The following is a 16,461-nucleotide window of genomic DNA, read 5'->3' as shown; positions in this document are numbered from 1 at the left end:
CCAGTACGAAACTAGCCCGCCGCCCTGACGCTCTAGTCACGAAAAGGGTGCTCCGAATATCCGGGTCGAAAGCAGACTAATGGTCGCACCGACGACAAGCGATTAAAGTCAACGTTGCCCATCTCCATACGTCCGCGACTCGGTCACAACAATCTCATGGTCGCCGATAGTCACGCCACGTAAGACAGTCGATCCAGCAGCGATCGTCACGCACGCTCCGATTACTGACGGAAGATCTTTGTGGGACGGGATCGACGGGATCGCCTGTGCCCCCACTCGCACCTTTGAGCCGATTGTGACAAAATCGCCGACCACAGTCTGATCAGCGATAGTCACTCCGTCAGGATCCAAGAGTAGAACGCCGCAACCCAAAGAGGCGGAAGGATGAATATCCGCACCCGTAATCTTGAGATTCAATCGCTGAATCAGGTTAGATACAAATTTCGATCGAGAATGACAGATTTCTGAGATGCGATAGAGCACGACAGCCGTAAACCGCCGGTCCTGCAGCAGCGCCCTAAAGAAGCCGACAGGCGTAACAGTGCCCGAAATTCTCGCCAGGTCGGCCGAGAGAGTCTTGTGGAAAGATAGCTTCCCCGCCGCCCCTCCGTGATGCTTAGCAGAATCCCGCCTCGACCCCCGTACCGCTTGAGCGAACGACACAGCCCCGACGGTGTAGCGTCGCCAGAGCCGCTTTGGTTCGCAAAGAAACCTAAACAACCACTCCATCCCGTGGTCTCGCATGAAAACAGGGGCTTCCGGCTGTGTCCCAGCCACAAAATCGAATGCTGCTCCAACTGCTAGCGCCGGGACACCGAGCTCATCACTGAGATAATCTGCAGCCATATCCTGTTTAGACCCACCCAGCCCAACCCAGAGTATGTCAAATTCAGCATCCCGAAGATTATCGGCGATAGAAGACACAAAATCGGGGGAATAGTCGCTATATGGCGGAGCATGAACCGCCACGACTGCTACTCCAGGATACTCAAGCTCAATACGGGTCCTTAGCTGATTTAGCGTATCGGAAGTAGTGCCAACAAAAGCATGCCGAATGTTGTACTCCCGACCCCCATCAAGAACATGGTTGAAGACTGATGGCCCTCTCACGCGCTCAGCCATGCCAGCACCAGACACTCTTCGCATCGCCCACACAACCGGAGTTCCGTCGGGGAAGTTTATCCCGCGCGACTGCAACGACGAGCGGTAAGTTTCGTTTGCGTCCGCGGAAGCAATCGTATGCGCATTACAGAACCGAACCGGAGTCGGGGAATGGTTCAACGCAAGTCCAATTATGGTTTTGACGGCCTCATGTTCGGAGGTCACTTGAAGTGGAACACCCGCGACTTCCGCAGTTGTGACGTCGCTCATTCGCATCTTTCCCTTGGTTTCGATTCGGATCTGAGCAGTACTTCACACTAGGCCCACGTTACTCATTGAGCGCACAATCCATTGAGCGACTTCGTCCCTGCCCTCTCCGACAGGACGACCGCTCACAGGGTGCGAGCGAAACGAGAGATCGTAGGTGGTAACGAAATGCACCCCCGCTGCGTGGAGGGCAACCCCCGCAACACTGCGGTACACCCTAAGCAATTCAGTTGGCATCGTTCCCCTCCCCCAAAGGGGTCCAACAACTACGATCGGGATTCCCGGCGCCTTTGCCCGGACGAACTCGATCGAGTTCTGTACGCCCACTACGGTCTCGCGCTCTAGCCGTTCTCGGTCGTTCCACCCCGCGTGGATGATCACAAGATCTGGAGACAGTGAACTGAGCGTTGACTCGTCTAAGAGATCTACGATCGATGGAGATTCACCAAGTGTGCCATGCGCGTACCCGACGGCAGGGCTAGCCCTGTACATCAGCGTCCACGACGCGGTATCAGCAATTTCCTCTACGAGTTCCTCACCGCTATCGCCACCGTCGACGGGTTTCCCAGACACAAAGGAGTCACCAACAAATGCTACTACCGGCTTGACCCTCCCCCGGGATGGAGAGACACGCTCGAACTGCTTCTGGGCAGCAGGGCGCGCGAACGTGGATCGCGACGGGTCCGACGCTTCCGACACAACCCGGCGCGAGTTATCGAGGTAGACTGCCGTGCCGGCAATTAACATCAGTGCAGCGCCTATACCGAGTACACCAACGAACCAGCCCAGACGTCCACGCATGCAAATCAGTATGCCCGACTTCCTTTGTATCGCAGCACGGGCGGTGCAGACCGGGCTATGGCGTACCCCCAAAAGATCGGGCCTTCCATTAGCATTGAGAGACACTTCGTTGCGTGGGAAGACCCGTGAGATTGGTCGGGCGCCCACGCTCTCGGGGGCACCGTACCCGTCTGCGACACACTTCGAAGCATCAGCCCCTACCTTGATAACCGCCAGAGCTGGCAGGACATCGTCGCTCGCCACGAGGCGGTTGTTGTCCTAACTAGCGACCAATACTCGGAGACACCTACCCGATGACAAATCTGGCTGCAGCTGGCGCAAGGGGTGGTCTTGTCACGGCGTCATCCCAGATCATTAACCTCCTGATCCGCACCGTTACGATCGTAATTTTCGCCCGCATCTTCGCGCCTGAGGTTTTCGGATTCGTTGCTGTCGTGACCGCTATCAACATGTTCGTAACAGCGATCGTTGCGTTGGGCCTGCCTGCTGCCGCGATGCAGGCGAGAGATCTATCACATCAAGCTGCGTCGGCGCTACTCTACGTCAGTTCATTCATAGGTGCTGTCTGCGCAATGCTTCTTGTGATCGGCGCGTCCACGATAGCGTCGTTATTTGATGCCTCGCAAATAGAGACAGTGATGTACTGGCTTGCTGCTGTGCCCTTCCTCATGGGCTTTCAATCGCAGTTCCGTGTTCAAATGATGCGTCAGCTCCAGTTCACGACCCTGGCGGTGATTGAGGTTGTAAGTACAGTTCTTGGAACGGCCATAGCGATCGTTTATGCGCTGGCTACACGCGATTACGTAGCTATCGCCGTACAGGCGCTAGCGCCGGTAGTACTACAGACAGTGCTGGTGGCTTTGCTCGCACGCTGGTGGCCGACCCGGCCTGGTAACCAAGCTGAAGTTCGGCACCTGCTGAAGATCGGCGTACAAGCCTTCGGTATCGGTATACTCCAGCACGCGTCTCGACAACTGCTCGTCCCAGCGATTGCACTTGATACATCGCCTGCTGAGGTTGGCGCGTACGACCGAGCCCAGCAACTTGCAGTGATGCCCGTGAACAGCGTTGTCGATCAGTTGCAGCGAGTCGCCATTCCAGTCCTGGCGCAGTTGAGAGACGTTCCGGACAGGATGCGTGCGTATTTGGCGCGAGCTCAACTGGTAGTTGCCTACACCATTGGCACGGGATTCTTCGTTTTGAGTTCCGTTTCGACCGAGTTCGTCGTGTTACTACTCGGGAATGGATGGCTCGTAGCGGGTCAATTGTTACAGGTACTTGCAATCGGAGCTGCTTTCCGCGCTCTAGCACAGACGGTACAGTGGCAGTTCATCGCTCAGGGCGCAACCAGTCAAGGTTTAAAATTTAGTTTGTGGTCGCAACCGGGGATCGCAGCGCTTTCAGTTGCTGGACTAGTCTGGGGCATTCAGGGCGTCGCCGTGATGAATACCCTGGCCTGGGCTCTCGTTTGGCCTGCAGCAACCATCGCCGCATGTCGCGCATCAAACTTTTCGTGGCGCCGGTTTCTCGTTGAACCACTGCGAGCTCTCACGTTGTTCGCCTTGCCGGCGGCAATACCAGGATTTGCACTCTCGGCAACCGAACTTGATCCCATCGTGAAAATCACGGCCTCGCTACTACTCTCCTTAGCCACATGCGTTATGAGCTATCAACTTATCCCGGCCGTCAGGAACGATGTACGCATCGTGGCACTCACAGCCAAACTGTCGATCGGGAAGTCACAGTAGACGTTTAGCGTCAATTTGCAAAGCCGCCGTCGTAGCGGCCGACAAAGCGTCCAATCTTTCCCCACACTTACCGCAGGGGCGAGTCATGACTGGCATTCTCGCAAATCCCCCGACGGATGCCAGCGCCGGCGAACCGCGCGATCTAGACACATCACCACTACTCTGCCCCGACGCGGTCAACCGGATGACATCAGCAATTTCTCGGAGAGGTACGGTCACCAAGCCGTCGAGGAGTATTCCTCTAGGCGATCCCTCTTGAAGCTTGTCGCAGCGACACTGATGACCCAAGCGCAGCGTCTTGCCTCTACACCCGTCCGCCTGACGGTTAGCGAGTTCACCACGGGAGAAAGCGTGTCAGTAGGTCTTTAGCGCCCAGACAGTGCCTGCTGAATTACTATCTCCCAGTCTCGGTCAAATCTCTCGGCACCCGGCTTCGGGTCGTCTATCTCCTGCTCTTCGAGATTGGCACCATCCAAGACTTGACGAAGCAACTTCTCTAGGGAATCTAGATCACCGGGCTCAGCTAGCCGCAGAGCAGAACCCGTGGATGCGAGGTCTCGGATTCCCCCTACATCGAACGCGACGACCGGCGTCGCTACTTCGAGAGCTTCAAGGATAGTCAAAGGTTGAGCTTCAAACTGGTAAGTCGAGGGAAATACCAGCGCGCGAGCATTCGCGAGAAACGCCCACTTCGCTTCGCCATCCACCGAACCGACATAAGACAGCCGTGTATCCAGCGCCGTTTCATCTATTGCGCGTCGCACGTCCACCATGTAGCCTTCCGAGCCAGCGTGGCCCGCCAGCTCAAAACAGTAATCTGGATAGTCTTCCGCTATCCTTGACGCGATCTTGATAAACGTTAAAGCCCCCTTCTCGGGTAGAAGGTTCGAGAGAAACACAACCCTGTTACTGTCGGTACGCTCAAAACTACTAGGTGCCTCGACATAGTTCGAAATAAACTCAGGATTCTGAATAGTGAACGAATCTACGTCCCGACTGAGGCTTGGACCCAGGCAAACGGTTACTCGGGCCTGACGAAACACAAAACGCACCGCAGAGTCCCATAATCGACCACGACTCGCGAGCTTCGTATAACCAGATGTGTGGATATAAAGAACAATTGGCACGCGGAACACCGCAGTAACGACTGTGATCGCAAAATCGGAAAGAAACGAAGCAGGGCGATTGGTGAGGAACAGAACACTCAGCCGAGGACGCTCAAGCAGTAATCCCCAAGCGTATCTCAAAACGAGTACTGGACCAGCAAGAATTTTTCTCAGAGTAATCGTCCCGACCTCGCTGACATCTCGACTATACCGACGGTCGATCAGCCGAGGACTGTAGCCAATGCGACGCAGACTCTTGAGGAAGAGCTGTGTCATGATTGTCGAGCCATGAACCGGTGGAGGAACCTGACTCACTACGATGACTTTGTCAGACATTCAGATACCCTCGTTTGCTTCGTAGTGAATTATCGCGAGGACAAGCCGGACGGCCACCGGTAAGGGAGTCTTCGACAGTTGAAGCGAGATCAGCGAGGCCTAAGCAAGTCATGTGTCCGCAGCCTTCTGCATGTCGTAGCACGCGCACAACACGCTGCGTTTCGCAGTTTACGATGAGCTATTCACGGACTCGTCCAGTCGGCGGCGATCGGTTTGCGGTGAAGCTACCTGGACCTCTGTGCTTTGATATGTGCCGTAGTAGCCGCCACGGTACACATCACTAGCCGAAGAGGAACCATTTAGCACCGCCCCAATGACGCGCGCTTGCGCCATCTCCAATTGGCTCGCCGCCTCGACCACTGCTCGCCGCTTAGTCACGCCCGCCCGAGCGACGAACAGCACACCATCGACATACTGCGCAATTAGTGCCGCGTCAGTCACGTAGAGCAACGGCGGCGAATCGACTATGACGAAGTCATAAATATCGCTCAACCGATTGACGGTCTCCGCGGCCTTACGAGTACCCAGCAATTCGGCAGGGTTGGGCGGGGCCTGTCCGCTAGCCAAGATATCCAGACCGCTGATGCCAGTGGACTGAATAACGTCTGCCAGCTCGACCTCTCCTCGCAAAACGTTAGTGAAGCCGATACGCCGGTTGACGCCTAATCGCGTATCCATAGTTGGTTTCCGAAGGTCTCCGTCAACAATCACGACCCGCTTGCCCGACTCTGCGATAGCTGCGGCAAGGTTCAAAGCAGTGGATGTTTTTCCTTCTCCAGGTCCACCACTGGCCACTACAATCCGCCGTACAGGATTATCCACGTCTACAAACGCCAGATTCGTCCGTAGTCTGCGATAGGACTCAGAAGCAGGCGTGGAACCAACGGCGAAATCTATAGCAGCGCCGTCTCCCACTTCACGCGAATGGGGAATGTTGCCGAGGGTGGGTGCCGCAATGTTGTCAGCAAGATCGTCCTGGGATCGCACCGAATTGTCCAGTCGCTGCCTGAACGCCACACCACAGCAGCCCAAAATTGCGCCCACACATAGCCCGAAGATCACGTTACGACCGGTGCGTGGAGACACAGGGTCAGTCGATGCTTCGGCCGGTGTTACAACCGTGACCTTCGCAAGCGGCGGGCCTCCATCCGCCGGACGCTCGAGAGAATCAACGTAGGAAGTCATCGAGGTTGCGATGCCATTCGCCAAACGAGCGGCGGTGATCGGATCTGTATCCCTGACAGCAATATTTAACAGGACTTTATCTGGCTCGGTGTCAGCGGTAACAGCTGACCGGACTTTGTCTACCGGGAGTGATAACCCAGCCGTCTCCAGCGCCGACGCCAGTACGGCCTCGGATGTCACAAGATCGGCGTACGAAGCAATCCGGTTTTGCGAAGCCATCGAACCTTGGTACGCAGCTTGGGCAGTCCCTTCCCCGCCGGCCGTGACGTAAAGCGTTGTGGTCGACTCGTATTGGGGAACCTGTACCCAGGAGAGCGCCAACGCGCTAACGCCGCCCGCGAGTGAGAGGATCGCCATCAGCCACCAACCGTTGCGGATTGCGGTCTTCACCCCTGCGATTCCATCGCCGTACAGTGCGCGAGCGTCGCCATTAGTAAAACGTGTCACAAAGCACCTCGTGTCTGATAAGGGTTAGCGGTGGGTACCCGAAATCTAAAGGCTGGCTCGTTACCGATCCCCAAGATCGGCACATTCACCCTGGCGAGCAGCATACCGCTTTGGGAGTTGGCCTCATAGGGTGGATAGCTCATCGGACTGCAGTGAACCATCCCGACCGCCTCTCAGTCGTGGTCGGCTTATCGCCCGAGACGAAAGCACGGTTGCTATAAGTGTCTTTCGGCACTCGCGCGCTCGTGTCGCGGAGATTGGCTATCACTACGAGTAGGAGAGCTAGCACAATTGCGTTCTGCGATGCAATTAGCATTGGATTGTAGATCGCGGTAGTGAGAATTGCTGTGCAAGTCGCAACCGCAACTGTCATGCTAATTCTTTGATCATTCGATCTCGGCAAGTCCGCTAGGGAAAGAAGTCGGCTGGCCAGGAATACTACGATCGCGATTACAAAACCTGCGACCCAGAATACGCCACCGCCAACCGCCAACTGCAAATAGTCATTATGAAGCGGAACACGCAGAACCGGACCAGTAATACCCAGTGGAGAGTCAATCGAAATGTCATCGACGAAGAATGACCCCCAATACGGACTCTCGGATAGACGGTTCATTCCGACGTCGTACAGTATCTCGCGAGTTCGAGTATTGTCGATCTTTCCAGTCGCTTGGTAGTACAGGCCGCCCAAGCGCTCCAAGTAGTCTTTCAATGTGTAGAGGACAGCTGCGAGCACCACGTAAGATGCGATCAGCCACCGCATGGTCTTTCGATCAACGAAGTGTGTGAGCAACACCGGCAAGACAGTGGCTGCAACGTACACGAACGTGAGTGCCGGGTAATTCAGTACGCAGATTATCGATGTCGCGACAGAGACTATTAATAGGATATAGTCTTTCCCGAGTACACCGATAGCCAGGCCGAGAAATAGGTAGAAGCTAGACTGGTGTCGGAAATAGTGTTCGGGCACAATTGGCAAGCCCAATACCAGAGTCGCGAGTGCGGAAATACAATATGCGTACACGCACGTCTTTAAGATTGGGAGTACACGCGAGACATCGATCGCCCTTGATGCAAGCGAATCCGCGGCGACAATTAGCAGTGGAAAGAAGAGCGCCAGCGAATTTGCATTTTGTTCTTCGATAAAGCGCCCATACAAGCAGCCGAAGAACCCGAATAGGGCTAGAGCCCCGATGGCACGGTAGCTGACCGGGGTCTGCCGGAGTAAGGGCCGGTCACTTAGAATCACTACCGTCAACGCAGCAACCGCGAACACATACCACTGCGTGGATCCCAGTCGTATGCTGACTGCAGTGCTAGCGAGTACCAGGATGAGCAGCGACAGACGGACGAACACTGATGTCCGCCTTCCCACGACTGCGTTGGACCACGCCGGGCGAACGGCAACCGGTTGCACCATTCCCGGGACCCTTCCGGCCTCAACTCCACTAGACACGTAAGGAGTTCACATTCTGCCTGTACCAGTCAATGGTCTGGGCAATCCCGTCCTCGAGCGAGTAGGAGGGAGCCCACCCAGTAGAGCTCAACTTGGAGATGTCGAGAAGCTTGCGCGGAGTTCCGTCCGGTTTCGTAGTGTCCCATCGGGTCTCACCGCTGAAGCCCACCTGTTCTGCTACTAGTGCAGCGATTTCCTGGAGCGTGTGATCCTGCCCAGTTCCAACATTGACCTGTTCAGGGGCGTCGTAGCTATCGAGCAAGTGGAGACAGGCGGAGGCCATGTCGTCTACATGCAGAAGCTCTCGCCGAGGGTTGCCACTACCCCAGTTCACCACGTAGTCGGCATCGTCCTGCTTTGCTGCGTCATATCGCATGATGAGAGCGGGAAGTACATGTGAACCGGTGGGGGAAAAGTTATCGCCAGGTCCGTACAAATTTGTGGGCATAGCCGAAATCCATGGGTAACCGTATTGGCGGCGGACCGATTGGACGTGAATAATGCCGGCGATCTTCGCGATCGCATATGCGTCATTGGTCGGTTCGAGGTGACCAGTGAGGAGGGAGTCCTCCTTGATCGGCTGGGGCGCGAATTTTGGATAGATACACGAGGATCCCAGGAATAGCAACCGTGGCACGTCATAGGCTACAGCTGCGTCAAGAACGTTTGTTTGAATCTGCAAGTTCTGCGAGATGAAGTCGACCGGATAGGTGCTATTAGCCAATATTCCACCCACCTTCGCCGCCGCGACGACAACGATGCGCGGTCGCGTCGATTCGAAGAAGGCGAAGACCTCATCCCGCTTCGTTAGGTCGAGCTCACGACTAGTTCGACCGATCAACCGGGTAAATCCCTCTTTCTCGAAGAGCCTCCAGATCGCAGACCCTACCAAGCCACGGTGGCCCGCGATATACGTGACTTGATCTCTGTCAAGCGGGTCCCGCGGTCGGAGAGTGCCAGTATTGTCGCTCATCACGATGCCCAAGCTTCCAGTGTCGGCGTATCGATCCACGGACGCCCCTCGCACTCAAGCGCAGCAATATCCGCGTCGACCATAATTCGTGCAAGATCAGGAGTCATAACCTCCGGCTTCCAGCCAAGGAGACGATGAGCCTTTGAAGCGTCTCCGACCAAGGCGTCGACTTCGGTTGGCCTGAGGTAACGATCGTCAAATCGGACGTGCTCTTCCCAGTTCAACCCGGCATGTTCGAACGCGGTGACCAAGAAGTCCCGCACTGTGTAGTTGCCGCCTGTCGCTAAAACATAGTCATCAGGCTCGTCGGCCTGGAGCATTCTCCACATGCCTTCGACGTACTCAGGTGCATAACCCCAGTCTCGTACCGCATCTAGGTTGCCCATGTAGAGATACTGTTCGACGCCTGCCTTGATCCGGGCAGCCGCCCGGGTGATCTTCCTAGTAACAAAGGTTTCTCCGCGTCTGGGCGATTCGTGGTTGAACAGAATGCCGTTGACCGCGTACATTCCGTACGCTTCGCGATAGTTGCGGGTCACCCAGTAGGAGTAGACCTTCGCGGCACCGTACGGCGATCGTGGATAGAACGGTGTGTCTTCGTTCTGAGGCGGCGGTGACGCGCCGAACATCTCGGAACTGGACGCCTGGTAGAAGCGACAGTCCACTCCTGCCAACCGGACCGCCTCCAAAAGGCGGATTGAGCCGATACCGGTTGTGTTGCCGGTGTGTTCGGGTTCGTCGAAGCTTACTCTCACGTGCGACTGAGCCGCCAAGTTGTAGACCTCGTCAGGGTCGATGGAGGCGACGAGCGTTACTAGCCTGGCGCCATCGGATAGGTCGCCGTAATGCAGGAATAGCTTCGCCTCAGGGTTGTGAGGATCCACGTATAAATGGTCAATTCGAGACGTGTTGAAGGTCGATGAGCGTCGGATGAGGCCATGTACCTCGTAGCCCTTTGCCAGCAACAATTCGGCAAGGTACGAACCGTCCTGCCCTGTGATGCCCGTGATCAGCGCCTTCTTCATATCTCTCCTGTCGTGAATGTCTTACGCGTGCTACACAATTCGGGCTACGCGTAGTCTCAAAGTTTGTGAATGAGAACGGCATCACCATCAATGCCTCGAGTCACCGGATGGAGTGCTTAGGCGCTAGTAGGCGCCATCTTTGGCTACGACCGCCTTCACAGTCTTCCATAGGATCAATGCATCCTGCATAATCGACCAGTTCTCGACATATGAAAGGTCAAGTCGCACAGACTCTTCCCACGACAAGTCCGATCGGCCTGACACCTGCCACAAGCCTGTCATTCCAGGCTTGACGAGCATCCTTCGAGCAACCCGCCCGTCGTAGCGCTCGACCTCATCCGGGAGCGGAGGCCTCGGGCCAACAAGACTCATTGTTCCGGTAAGGACATTAAATAGCTGCGGCAACTCGTCGAGACTGTAACGCCTAATTGTGGCCCCAACCTTCGTGATTCGGGGGTCATCCCGCATCTTGAACAACACACCGGAACCCTCGTTCATGGCCCGCAGGTTGTCTTTGAGGTTGTCCGCGTTCTCGATCATCGATCGAAACTTCCACATCGCAAATGGCGTATTATTGATTCCGATCCGAGTCGCACGATAGAAGACCGGTCCCGTAGAGTCGAGTTTAATCGCTATAGCGACGACAAGAAGCACCGGTGCGAGTACGGCCAGAATCAAGGCCGCTCCAACCCTATCGACGAGGGCCTTACGAAATCGGTTAGCACCCTCGTACCGTGGCTTGTCAATATGGAGCAGCGGCAAGCCCGCGACGGGGCGAACCATGACGCGTGGGCCGGCGACATCCGTGACGCCCGGCGACACCACCATGTCAACGTCCAGTCCTTCAAGGTCCCATGACAGGGCCTGCATTGCATCGTGCCCAAGCGCCTCGGCTGAAGTCACAGCGACAGTCGTTGCCTCTGAGTTAAGAACTGATTCGCAGACATCATCAAATGTCCCACGAACGGGGATCGCATTATCGCCAACTGTTACGAACTGGCGACGGGCCGGCTTGCTGGGGAGGCAGATGCCTACCACCCGATACCCGAGACTGGGTTGGCGGAGGAACCGCTCAATCATGGGGACCGCGGACGCCTCGCTACCAACAACAAGCACACGTTCCACGTTCTCTGACCTCAGACGTTGATGCCCTAACCGCTGTCGCCACAGCCAGCGCGACACCAGCAGACCCACCGTGCCTACAGGCAGCGCTATAGCAATGAATCCACGGGCAATATTTAGGCGGAACAGTAGGTCAACCATGGCGAGCACGCCGAACAACGCCAGGCATGCGGTTATGACCCGGCTATACTCCTGAGACCCTGAGCCCACAATTCTGCGGTCTAGCGTCTGGAAGGCCCGCAACGACAGCAGCCAACCAACCGCAAGAGCGAACGAGACATATGCGGCCGGAGCCTGTGCGGCTCCGTTTGGTGCGAGCGCGTCCTCTGCACCGAATCGCGCGAATTGTGCTGTGCCCACTGCTGCGAGGACGATCACTGCATCGGTCCATGCTAGCCGGATGACGTATCCGTGAATCCAGGAGCGTGAACGCTCCCGCGCGCTGCTTGCGAACCGCAGTCGCAGGGGGGTGCGCTCCGAACTCCGTCCCAATGAGTCATAGGCCGGACGATGGGCCACTGCCAACCTCCCAAAACAAAAAGATGAACTCGAAGGCGGCGATCGGCCCCTGCGCCCAACCACCAGAACGTCGACGACGTCCGCCCGCAATTGGCTTCGCGGATGTTAGCGAGCGTATTTCAGTGCGGTCATATGTACAACTTGAACGCGAGTGGTCCGGTCGGATGACACTTCGGTTACTATTTTGCATGAACATCCTGCTAGCAAAGAGGAGCCACCACCTCGGCTCCGACTGCTGCCACTGCGTCATAGTACGGCCCACATCCTGCGCAATACGGTCGAGATCGCCATTGAATCCCTTAGTGCCACAATGGTTTCACCACGTTAAGCCACATTAAAACACAATGTGACGTATGTCACCATGCGGCCCCGACGCTACCTCGTGGCAGCGTTGAGCTCTCCTCGCATGACAAGCCTGAGCAGCGGGCAACTATGACGCCAGAGCCTTAATCTTCTCTACATGGCCACTACGGGTATCAAATACCGGAAATCGGACACGCAGGAGACACATTTGGTCTCAATTTTCCAATAGCGTTGACTATTGGTTTCTGTATCGTGAACGACCCGTTGGCTACATGTAGCGACATCCCCCGGTTCCGGATGAAGCTTGGCGACAGTTAAGAATGACTAGGTGGTTGAGATCGCGATGCCGAGCGAGTTGGGTGCAAGACTCCCGCGCCGCGCGTTTCTCATGGCAACTATGGCGGCGGCGATTGCGGGCGCCGCTTCGTGCAGCGCAGACCACAATGGGGAGCAGGAGCCGCTAGAAAGTAGCCGTTCCTGGGGCGCGTTCGTACCAGGTGTCGCTGGTACAAGTCGGTCGACGTTCGCTTCGATCGAGCGACTAGCGACCCTCGCCGGGTCAAAGCCAAGTTTCGTACACCTATTCGCTGCTACCCAGGATTTGCTCCCAGTCGCAGCCCTAGATCTTGTCCGTGGCAGCGGATCGACACCGATCCTGTCTCTCGAACCGTGGCGCCCTGACGCGGGGCGCAATCAGCCTGGGTATTCGCTCGCGGCCATTTCTACTGGTCAACACGACTCAGACCTGTCTCGTTGGGCAACACAGCTCGCCGCTTGGCCGCATCCACTCCTGCTGAGGTTTGCCCAGGAGATGAACGGGACCTGGTACCCCTGGTCAGTCGGAGTCAACACCAACACGGCGGCGGACTACCGAAAGGCATGGTCGAGGATGCACTCGATCGTTAGTAGTGAAGCACCGCACGTCCGCTTCGTATGGGCTCCGAACGCAATCACCGAGGGGACTCGTGATTTCACCGACTGTTATCCAGGAGATGGTGTCGTGGACTACCTCGGTTTGGACGGTTACAACTGGGGCCAGTCTCCTGGCCACCAGTGGCAATCCGCCGACAAGCTCTTCTCTAACAGCCTCAAGGCACTGAGCCGGATCAGCCCGGGCCGGCCCATTCTCGTCACCGAGGTCGGATCCGCTGACGGCGCCACTCCGAATCTCAAAGCGCAGTGGATCGCAGACTTCTTCCGTGTTATCGAAAACCATCCAGATGTACTGGGTTTCCTATGGTTCCAGATGGACAAGGAACGCGACTGGAGGTTCAACTCGACGCTGGCCAGCACCAAGAGTTTTCGCGACGAGCTTGCTCAATGGATGAGCAGCGGTCGTCCTACCTAGTACGTCTGCACGTTGTTGGACCGTCGGGTTGCAGGAGGAATCGGGACAGGGATACTGGTGCGATGCCTGACCAACCCGTCGATCCTTCTGTGTTCTATGCGTTGGTACTGCTGAACCTGCTGTTTGTTACAGGAGCGTGGTGCCTCGCACGGCCCACCTACAGGGCGGCTGCGGTGCTCGTAGCAGCATCCGTAGCGTGGTTCATGTGGAACGGGCCGGTTGAAGGACGGGTGTTGATCTCGATCAACATCAATCGCGGCTTCACGGAGTCGGATATCCTCGTGATCCTCGGTGTAGGAATCGCAGCAATCACTTTCACGCGCACCCGAGAACGTCGGCGGTACGAGGAGTAGGTGGGTGGTGTGGGGCTGGAGTTTGAGTCGTCCGGTCACCTACCCTTCGAGACTCCTCGCTAACGCTCGTCGCACCTCAGGGAGCGAGGGACGCGATTTCGATACGGCTCGTCGCTTCGCTCCTCCCCTACTCAACCGGCGGGAGGGGGCTCGTCGCTGCGCTCCTCCCCTACTCAACCGGCGGGAGCGGGTCGTCGCTTCGCTCCTCCCCTACTCAACCGGCGGGTGGGAGCGAAGGGAGCGAGAGGCGCTCACCGCGCGTTGTAATCGAACCTCTTTTTGTCCAGCTGCGCGCGCAGCGCCGGCTCGAGGACCCGCGCGGCGGTGGCTGTCAGGTGGGAGTCGTCGCGGTAGAAGAGGATCTTGTTGTGCGCGGCGAAGCACGAGTTGCCCTCACACAGCAGGTCGTTGACGCTCAGCGTCGTGACATCCCGATATTCGCGTCGTGACACGGCGTCGATGATCGGTTCGATGCGTGGGTAGTCGTCGAAGTTGAACTCGCACTTGGTCCAGTCGTCCATCGATCCGGAGATGCAGTCAGCGACCTGGAAACCCGGGTAGGGAGTGTCTGCGATGTACACGAGCTTGGCGCCGGTGTTCCGCAACTGGATCATCGTGTGCGTCCACGCGGCCTCGGCGACCACACGATCCGGGACATAGGTCGACAGCGACGAGACGAAGATGATCCGCGGCCCCACCTCGGCGATGCGCTTCAGCGTCTCCTCGCGCCACTCCTGGCAGTCCGCCTTCACATACGGGTCCGGGACGCCGGACTGCGGCCGCAGGTGCTGGGCCGGGCAGGCAGCCTTGGTGAACTGGTGAATCCGCCAGCCGTGGTCGGCGCCGATGTTGCGGATCGACTCCGCCCACTGGTCGGCATGACTGTCGCCGAAGAGCACCACCGGGATGCCGTTGGCCGGACCGAAGACGCAGTTCTCGCGTGGTGCGGTGTCCCCCACCGGGATCAGACACTCGAACGGCTGTGGCCTGTCGTCGAACGCCTGGAACGGATTGGGTGTCACCGGGCCGGACTGCTCACCGCTGTCGGTGCCGAACACCGACTGATACGTCAGCGATGCGTTCGCGACGGTGTCGCGGCTGGCCACCTGGACGGTGATCACACCGGCGGTCATCGTGACCGCCAACGCTGCGACGACGCCGGTCAGACCCAGCGAGATCGACGCCGAGTCATTGCGTTTGAGCTCGCGGTTGCGCAGCAGCGGTTCCTCGAACAGCAGGGTCGAAATGGTTGCGAGCACCAGCGAACCCGCCGACACGGCCAGCAGCACCGGCCAGCTCGACGACCCGACGACCGCCTCGAACAGCACGATCGCCGGCCAATGCCAGAGGTACCAGGCATACGACACCCGGCCGAGGAACTTCAGCGGCGGCGTCGCCAACAGGCGCCCGACGAACACCGAACCCGTCCCGACGGCACAGCCGGAGGCGATGACCAGCGCGGCACCCGCGGTCGGGAGCAGCGCCGCGGTACCGGGATACGGCGTGTGGGCGTTCACGATGAACGCCGCGACGACGATGCCGGCCAGACCGGCCCAACCCAGGACCAGGGCAACAGGACCACCCGCGCGCAGAGCACCGAACCGCGCCAGCACCGGCATCCCGATGGCCACCAGGCCGCCCACGCCGAACTGCCAGGCGCGGGTGTAGGTGGCCATGTAGGCGGTCGCGGGATCGGTCGGCGTCAGCACGATCGCCCACACCAGCGACGCCACGCTGACCAGCAGCACCCCGATGCCGACCGACCAGCGGACCGACAGGCGTTTACGCAACCGCGTCCGGGTCGCGAGCGCGCCGGCACCGATCACCAGGAACGGCCAGACGAAGTAGAGCTGGGCCTCGATCGCGAGCGACCAGAAGTGCGTCGCCAGACTGCCGTCGATTGCGCCGGCCAGGTAGTCGGCGTTCTGCTGGATGAAGTGCCAGTTCGCCAGTTGCGCTGCTGCGGCGAGCAGATCGAGGGCCTGTTTGAACACCTTGAGCAGCGGCATGAAGATCGCGGCGCCGATGATCGACACCACGATCACCAGGGCGGCCGGCGGGATGATGCGACGGGCACGGCGGGCGAAGAAGCCGCGCAACGAGATCCGCTCGTGCCGCTCGTACTCGCGGACCAGCAGGCCGGTGATCAGGAATCCGGAGATCACGAAGAAGACGTCCACACCGACGAAACCGCCGGTCAGGTACGGAACGTGCGAATGGAACAGCACCACCAGCAGCACCGCGATACCGCGCAGGCCGGCGATGTCGTCGAAGAAGGTCGTGGGCGCCACCCGCATCGGCACGGTGGGCGCCTCGTCGGGCACCGCGGGCAGCGCGCGCATCGGCTTGGTCGGGGCTTCGTAGGTCATCA

12 protein-coding genes are annotated in these 16,461 nt (G+C 58.0%); 3 read left to right on the top strand and 9 right to left on the bottom strand.

Annotation, left to right across the window (positions count from 1 at the left end):
• Positions 1–108 precede the first annotated feature (108 nt).
• Positions 109–1,371 carry a WecB/TagA/CpsF family glycosyltransferase gene (locus GAA2_RS05465; RefSeq protein ID WP_191834795.1) on the bottom strand — a complete coding sequence of 421 codons (1,263 nt, stop codon included), beginning with the start codon at positions 1,369–1,371 and terminating at the stop codon, positions 109–111.
• A 42-nt stretch (positions 1,372–1,413) separates the two neighbouring features.
• The gene (locus GAA2_RS05460) at positions 1,414–2,169 is read right to left on the bottom strand and encodes an SGNH/GDSL hydrolase family protein (protein WP_191834794.1); all 756 of its coding nucleotides are present in this window, start codon (positions 2,167–2,169) and stop codon (positions 1,414–1,416) included.
• A gap of 293 nt (positions 2,170–2,462) precedes the next feature.
• Here GAA2_RS05460 and GAA2_RS05455 point away from each other — a divergent pair, with 293 nt between their 5' ends.
• Complete coding sequence (locus GAA2_RS05455) at positions 2,463–3,917, top strand: oligosaccharide flippase family protein (protein WP_191834793.1); 1,455 nt, start codon at positions 2,463–2,465, stop codon at positions 3,915–3,917.
• A gap of 365 nt (positions 3,918–4,282) precedes the next feature.
• Here the strand turns inward: GAA2_RS05455 and GAA2_RS05450 are convergent, their stop codons facing one another.
• The 6 genes from GAA2_RS05450 to GAA2_RS05425 all read right to left on the bottom strand — a co-directional run bounded on the left by GAA2_RS05450 (position 4,283) and on the right by GAA2_RS05425 (position 12,086).
• Positions 4,283–5,359, bottom strand: coding sequence for a glycosyltransferase family 4 protein (locus GAA2_RS05450; protein WP_191834792.1), 1,077 nt, complete (start codon positions 5,357–5,359; stop codon positions 4,283–4,285).
• Positions 5,360–5,527: 168 nt separating this feature from the next.
• Positions 5,528–6,934: a polysaccharide biosynthesis tyrosine autokinase gene (locus GAA2_RS05445; protein WP_191834791.1), complete on the bottom strand. Its 1,407-nt coding sequence runs from the start codon at positions 6,932–6,934 to the stop codon at positions 5,528–5,530.
• Positions 6,935–7,130: 196 nt separating this feature from the next.
• Positions 7,131–8,411: an O-antigen ligase family protein gene (locus tag GAA2_RS23420; protein ID WP_410471357.1), complete on the bottom strand. Its 1,281-nt coding sequence runs from the start codon at positions 8,409–8,411 to the stop codon at positions 7,131–7,133.
• Between the two features lie 28 nt (positions 8,412–8,439).
• Positions 8,440–9,420 carry a GDP-L-fucose synthase family protein gene (locus GAA2_RS05435; RefSeq protein ID WP_191834980.1) on the bottom strand — a complete coding sequence of 327 codons (981 nt, stop codon included), beginning with the start codon at positions 9,418–9,420 and terminating at the stop codon, positions 8,440–8,442.
• A complete protein-coding gene (gene gmd, locus GAA2_RS05430; RefSeq protein ID WP_191834789.1) occupies positions 9,420–10,445 on the bottom strand; it encodes a GDP-mannose 4,6-dehydratase in 1,026 nt (341 codons plus the stop codon). Before gmd ends, GAA2_RS05435 begins: the two co-directional genes overlap by 1 nt.
• A 123-nt stretch (positions 10,446–10,568) precedes the next feature.
• Positions 10,569–12,086 carry a sugar transferase gene (locus GAA2_RS05425; RefSeq protein ID WP_191834788.1) on the bottom strand — a complete coding sequence of 506 codons (1,518 nt, stop codon included), beginning with the start codon at positions 12,084–12,086 and terminating at the stop codon, positions 10,569–10,571.
• A 646-nt stretch (positions 12,087–12,732) separates the two neighbouring features.
• Here GAA2_RS05425 and GAA2_RS05420 point away from each other — a divergent pair.
• Positions 12,733–13,737, top strand: coding sequence for a glycoside hydrolase family 26 protein (locus GAA2_RS05420; RefSeq protein WP_191834979.1), 1,005 nt, complete (start codon positions 12,733–12,735; stop codon positions 13,735–13,737).
• A gap of 62 nt (positions 13,738–13,799) precedes the next feature.
• Positions 13,800–14,090, top strand: coding sequence for a hypothetical protein (locus tag GAA2_RS05415; RefSeq protein WP_191834787.1), 291 nt, complete (start codon positions 13,800–13,802; stop codon positions 14,088–14,090).
• Positions 14,091–14,341: 251 nt separating this feature from the next.
• Here the strand turns inward: GAA2_RS05415 and GAA2_RS05410 are convergent, their stop codons facing one another.
• Complete coding sequence (locus GAA2_RS05410; protein WP_191834786.1) at positions 14,342–16,459, bottom strand: acyltransferase family protein; 2,118 nt, start codon at positions 16,457–16,459, stop codon at positions 14,342–14,344.
• Between the last annotated feature and the right edge of the window lie 2 nt (positions 16,460–16,461).

The organism is Gordonia ajococcus (assembly GCF_012974285.1).
In the GTDB taxonomy this organism is placed as follows: domain Bacteria; phylum Actinomycetota; class Actinomycetes; order Mycobacteriales; family Mycobacteriaceae; genus Gordonia; species Gordonia amicalis.
This window is presented reverse-complemented; position numbering and strand designations above follow the sequence as displayed.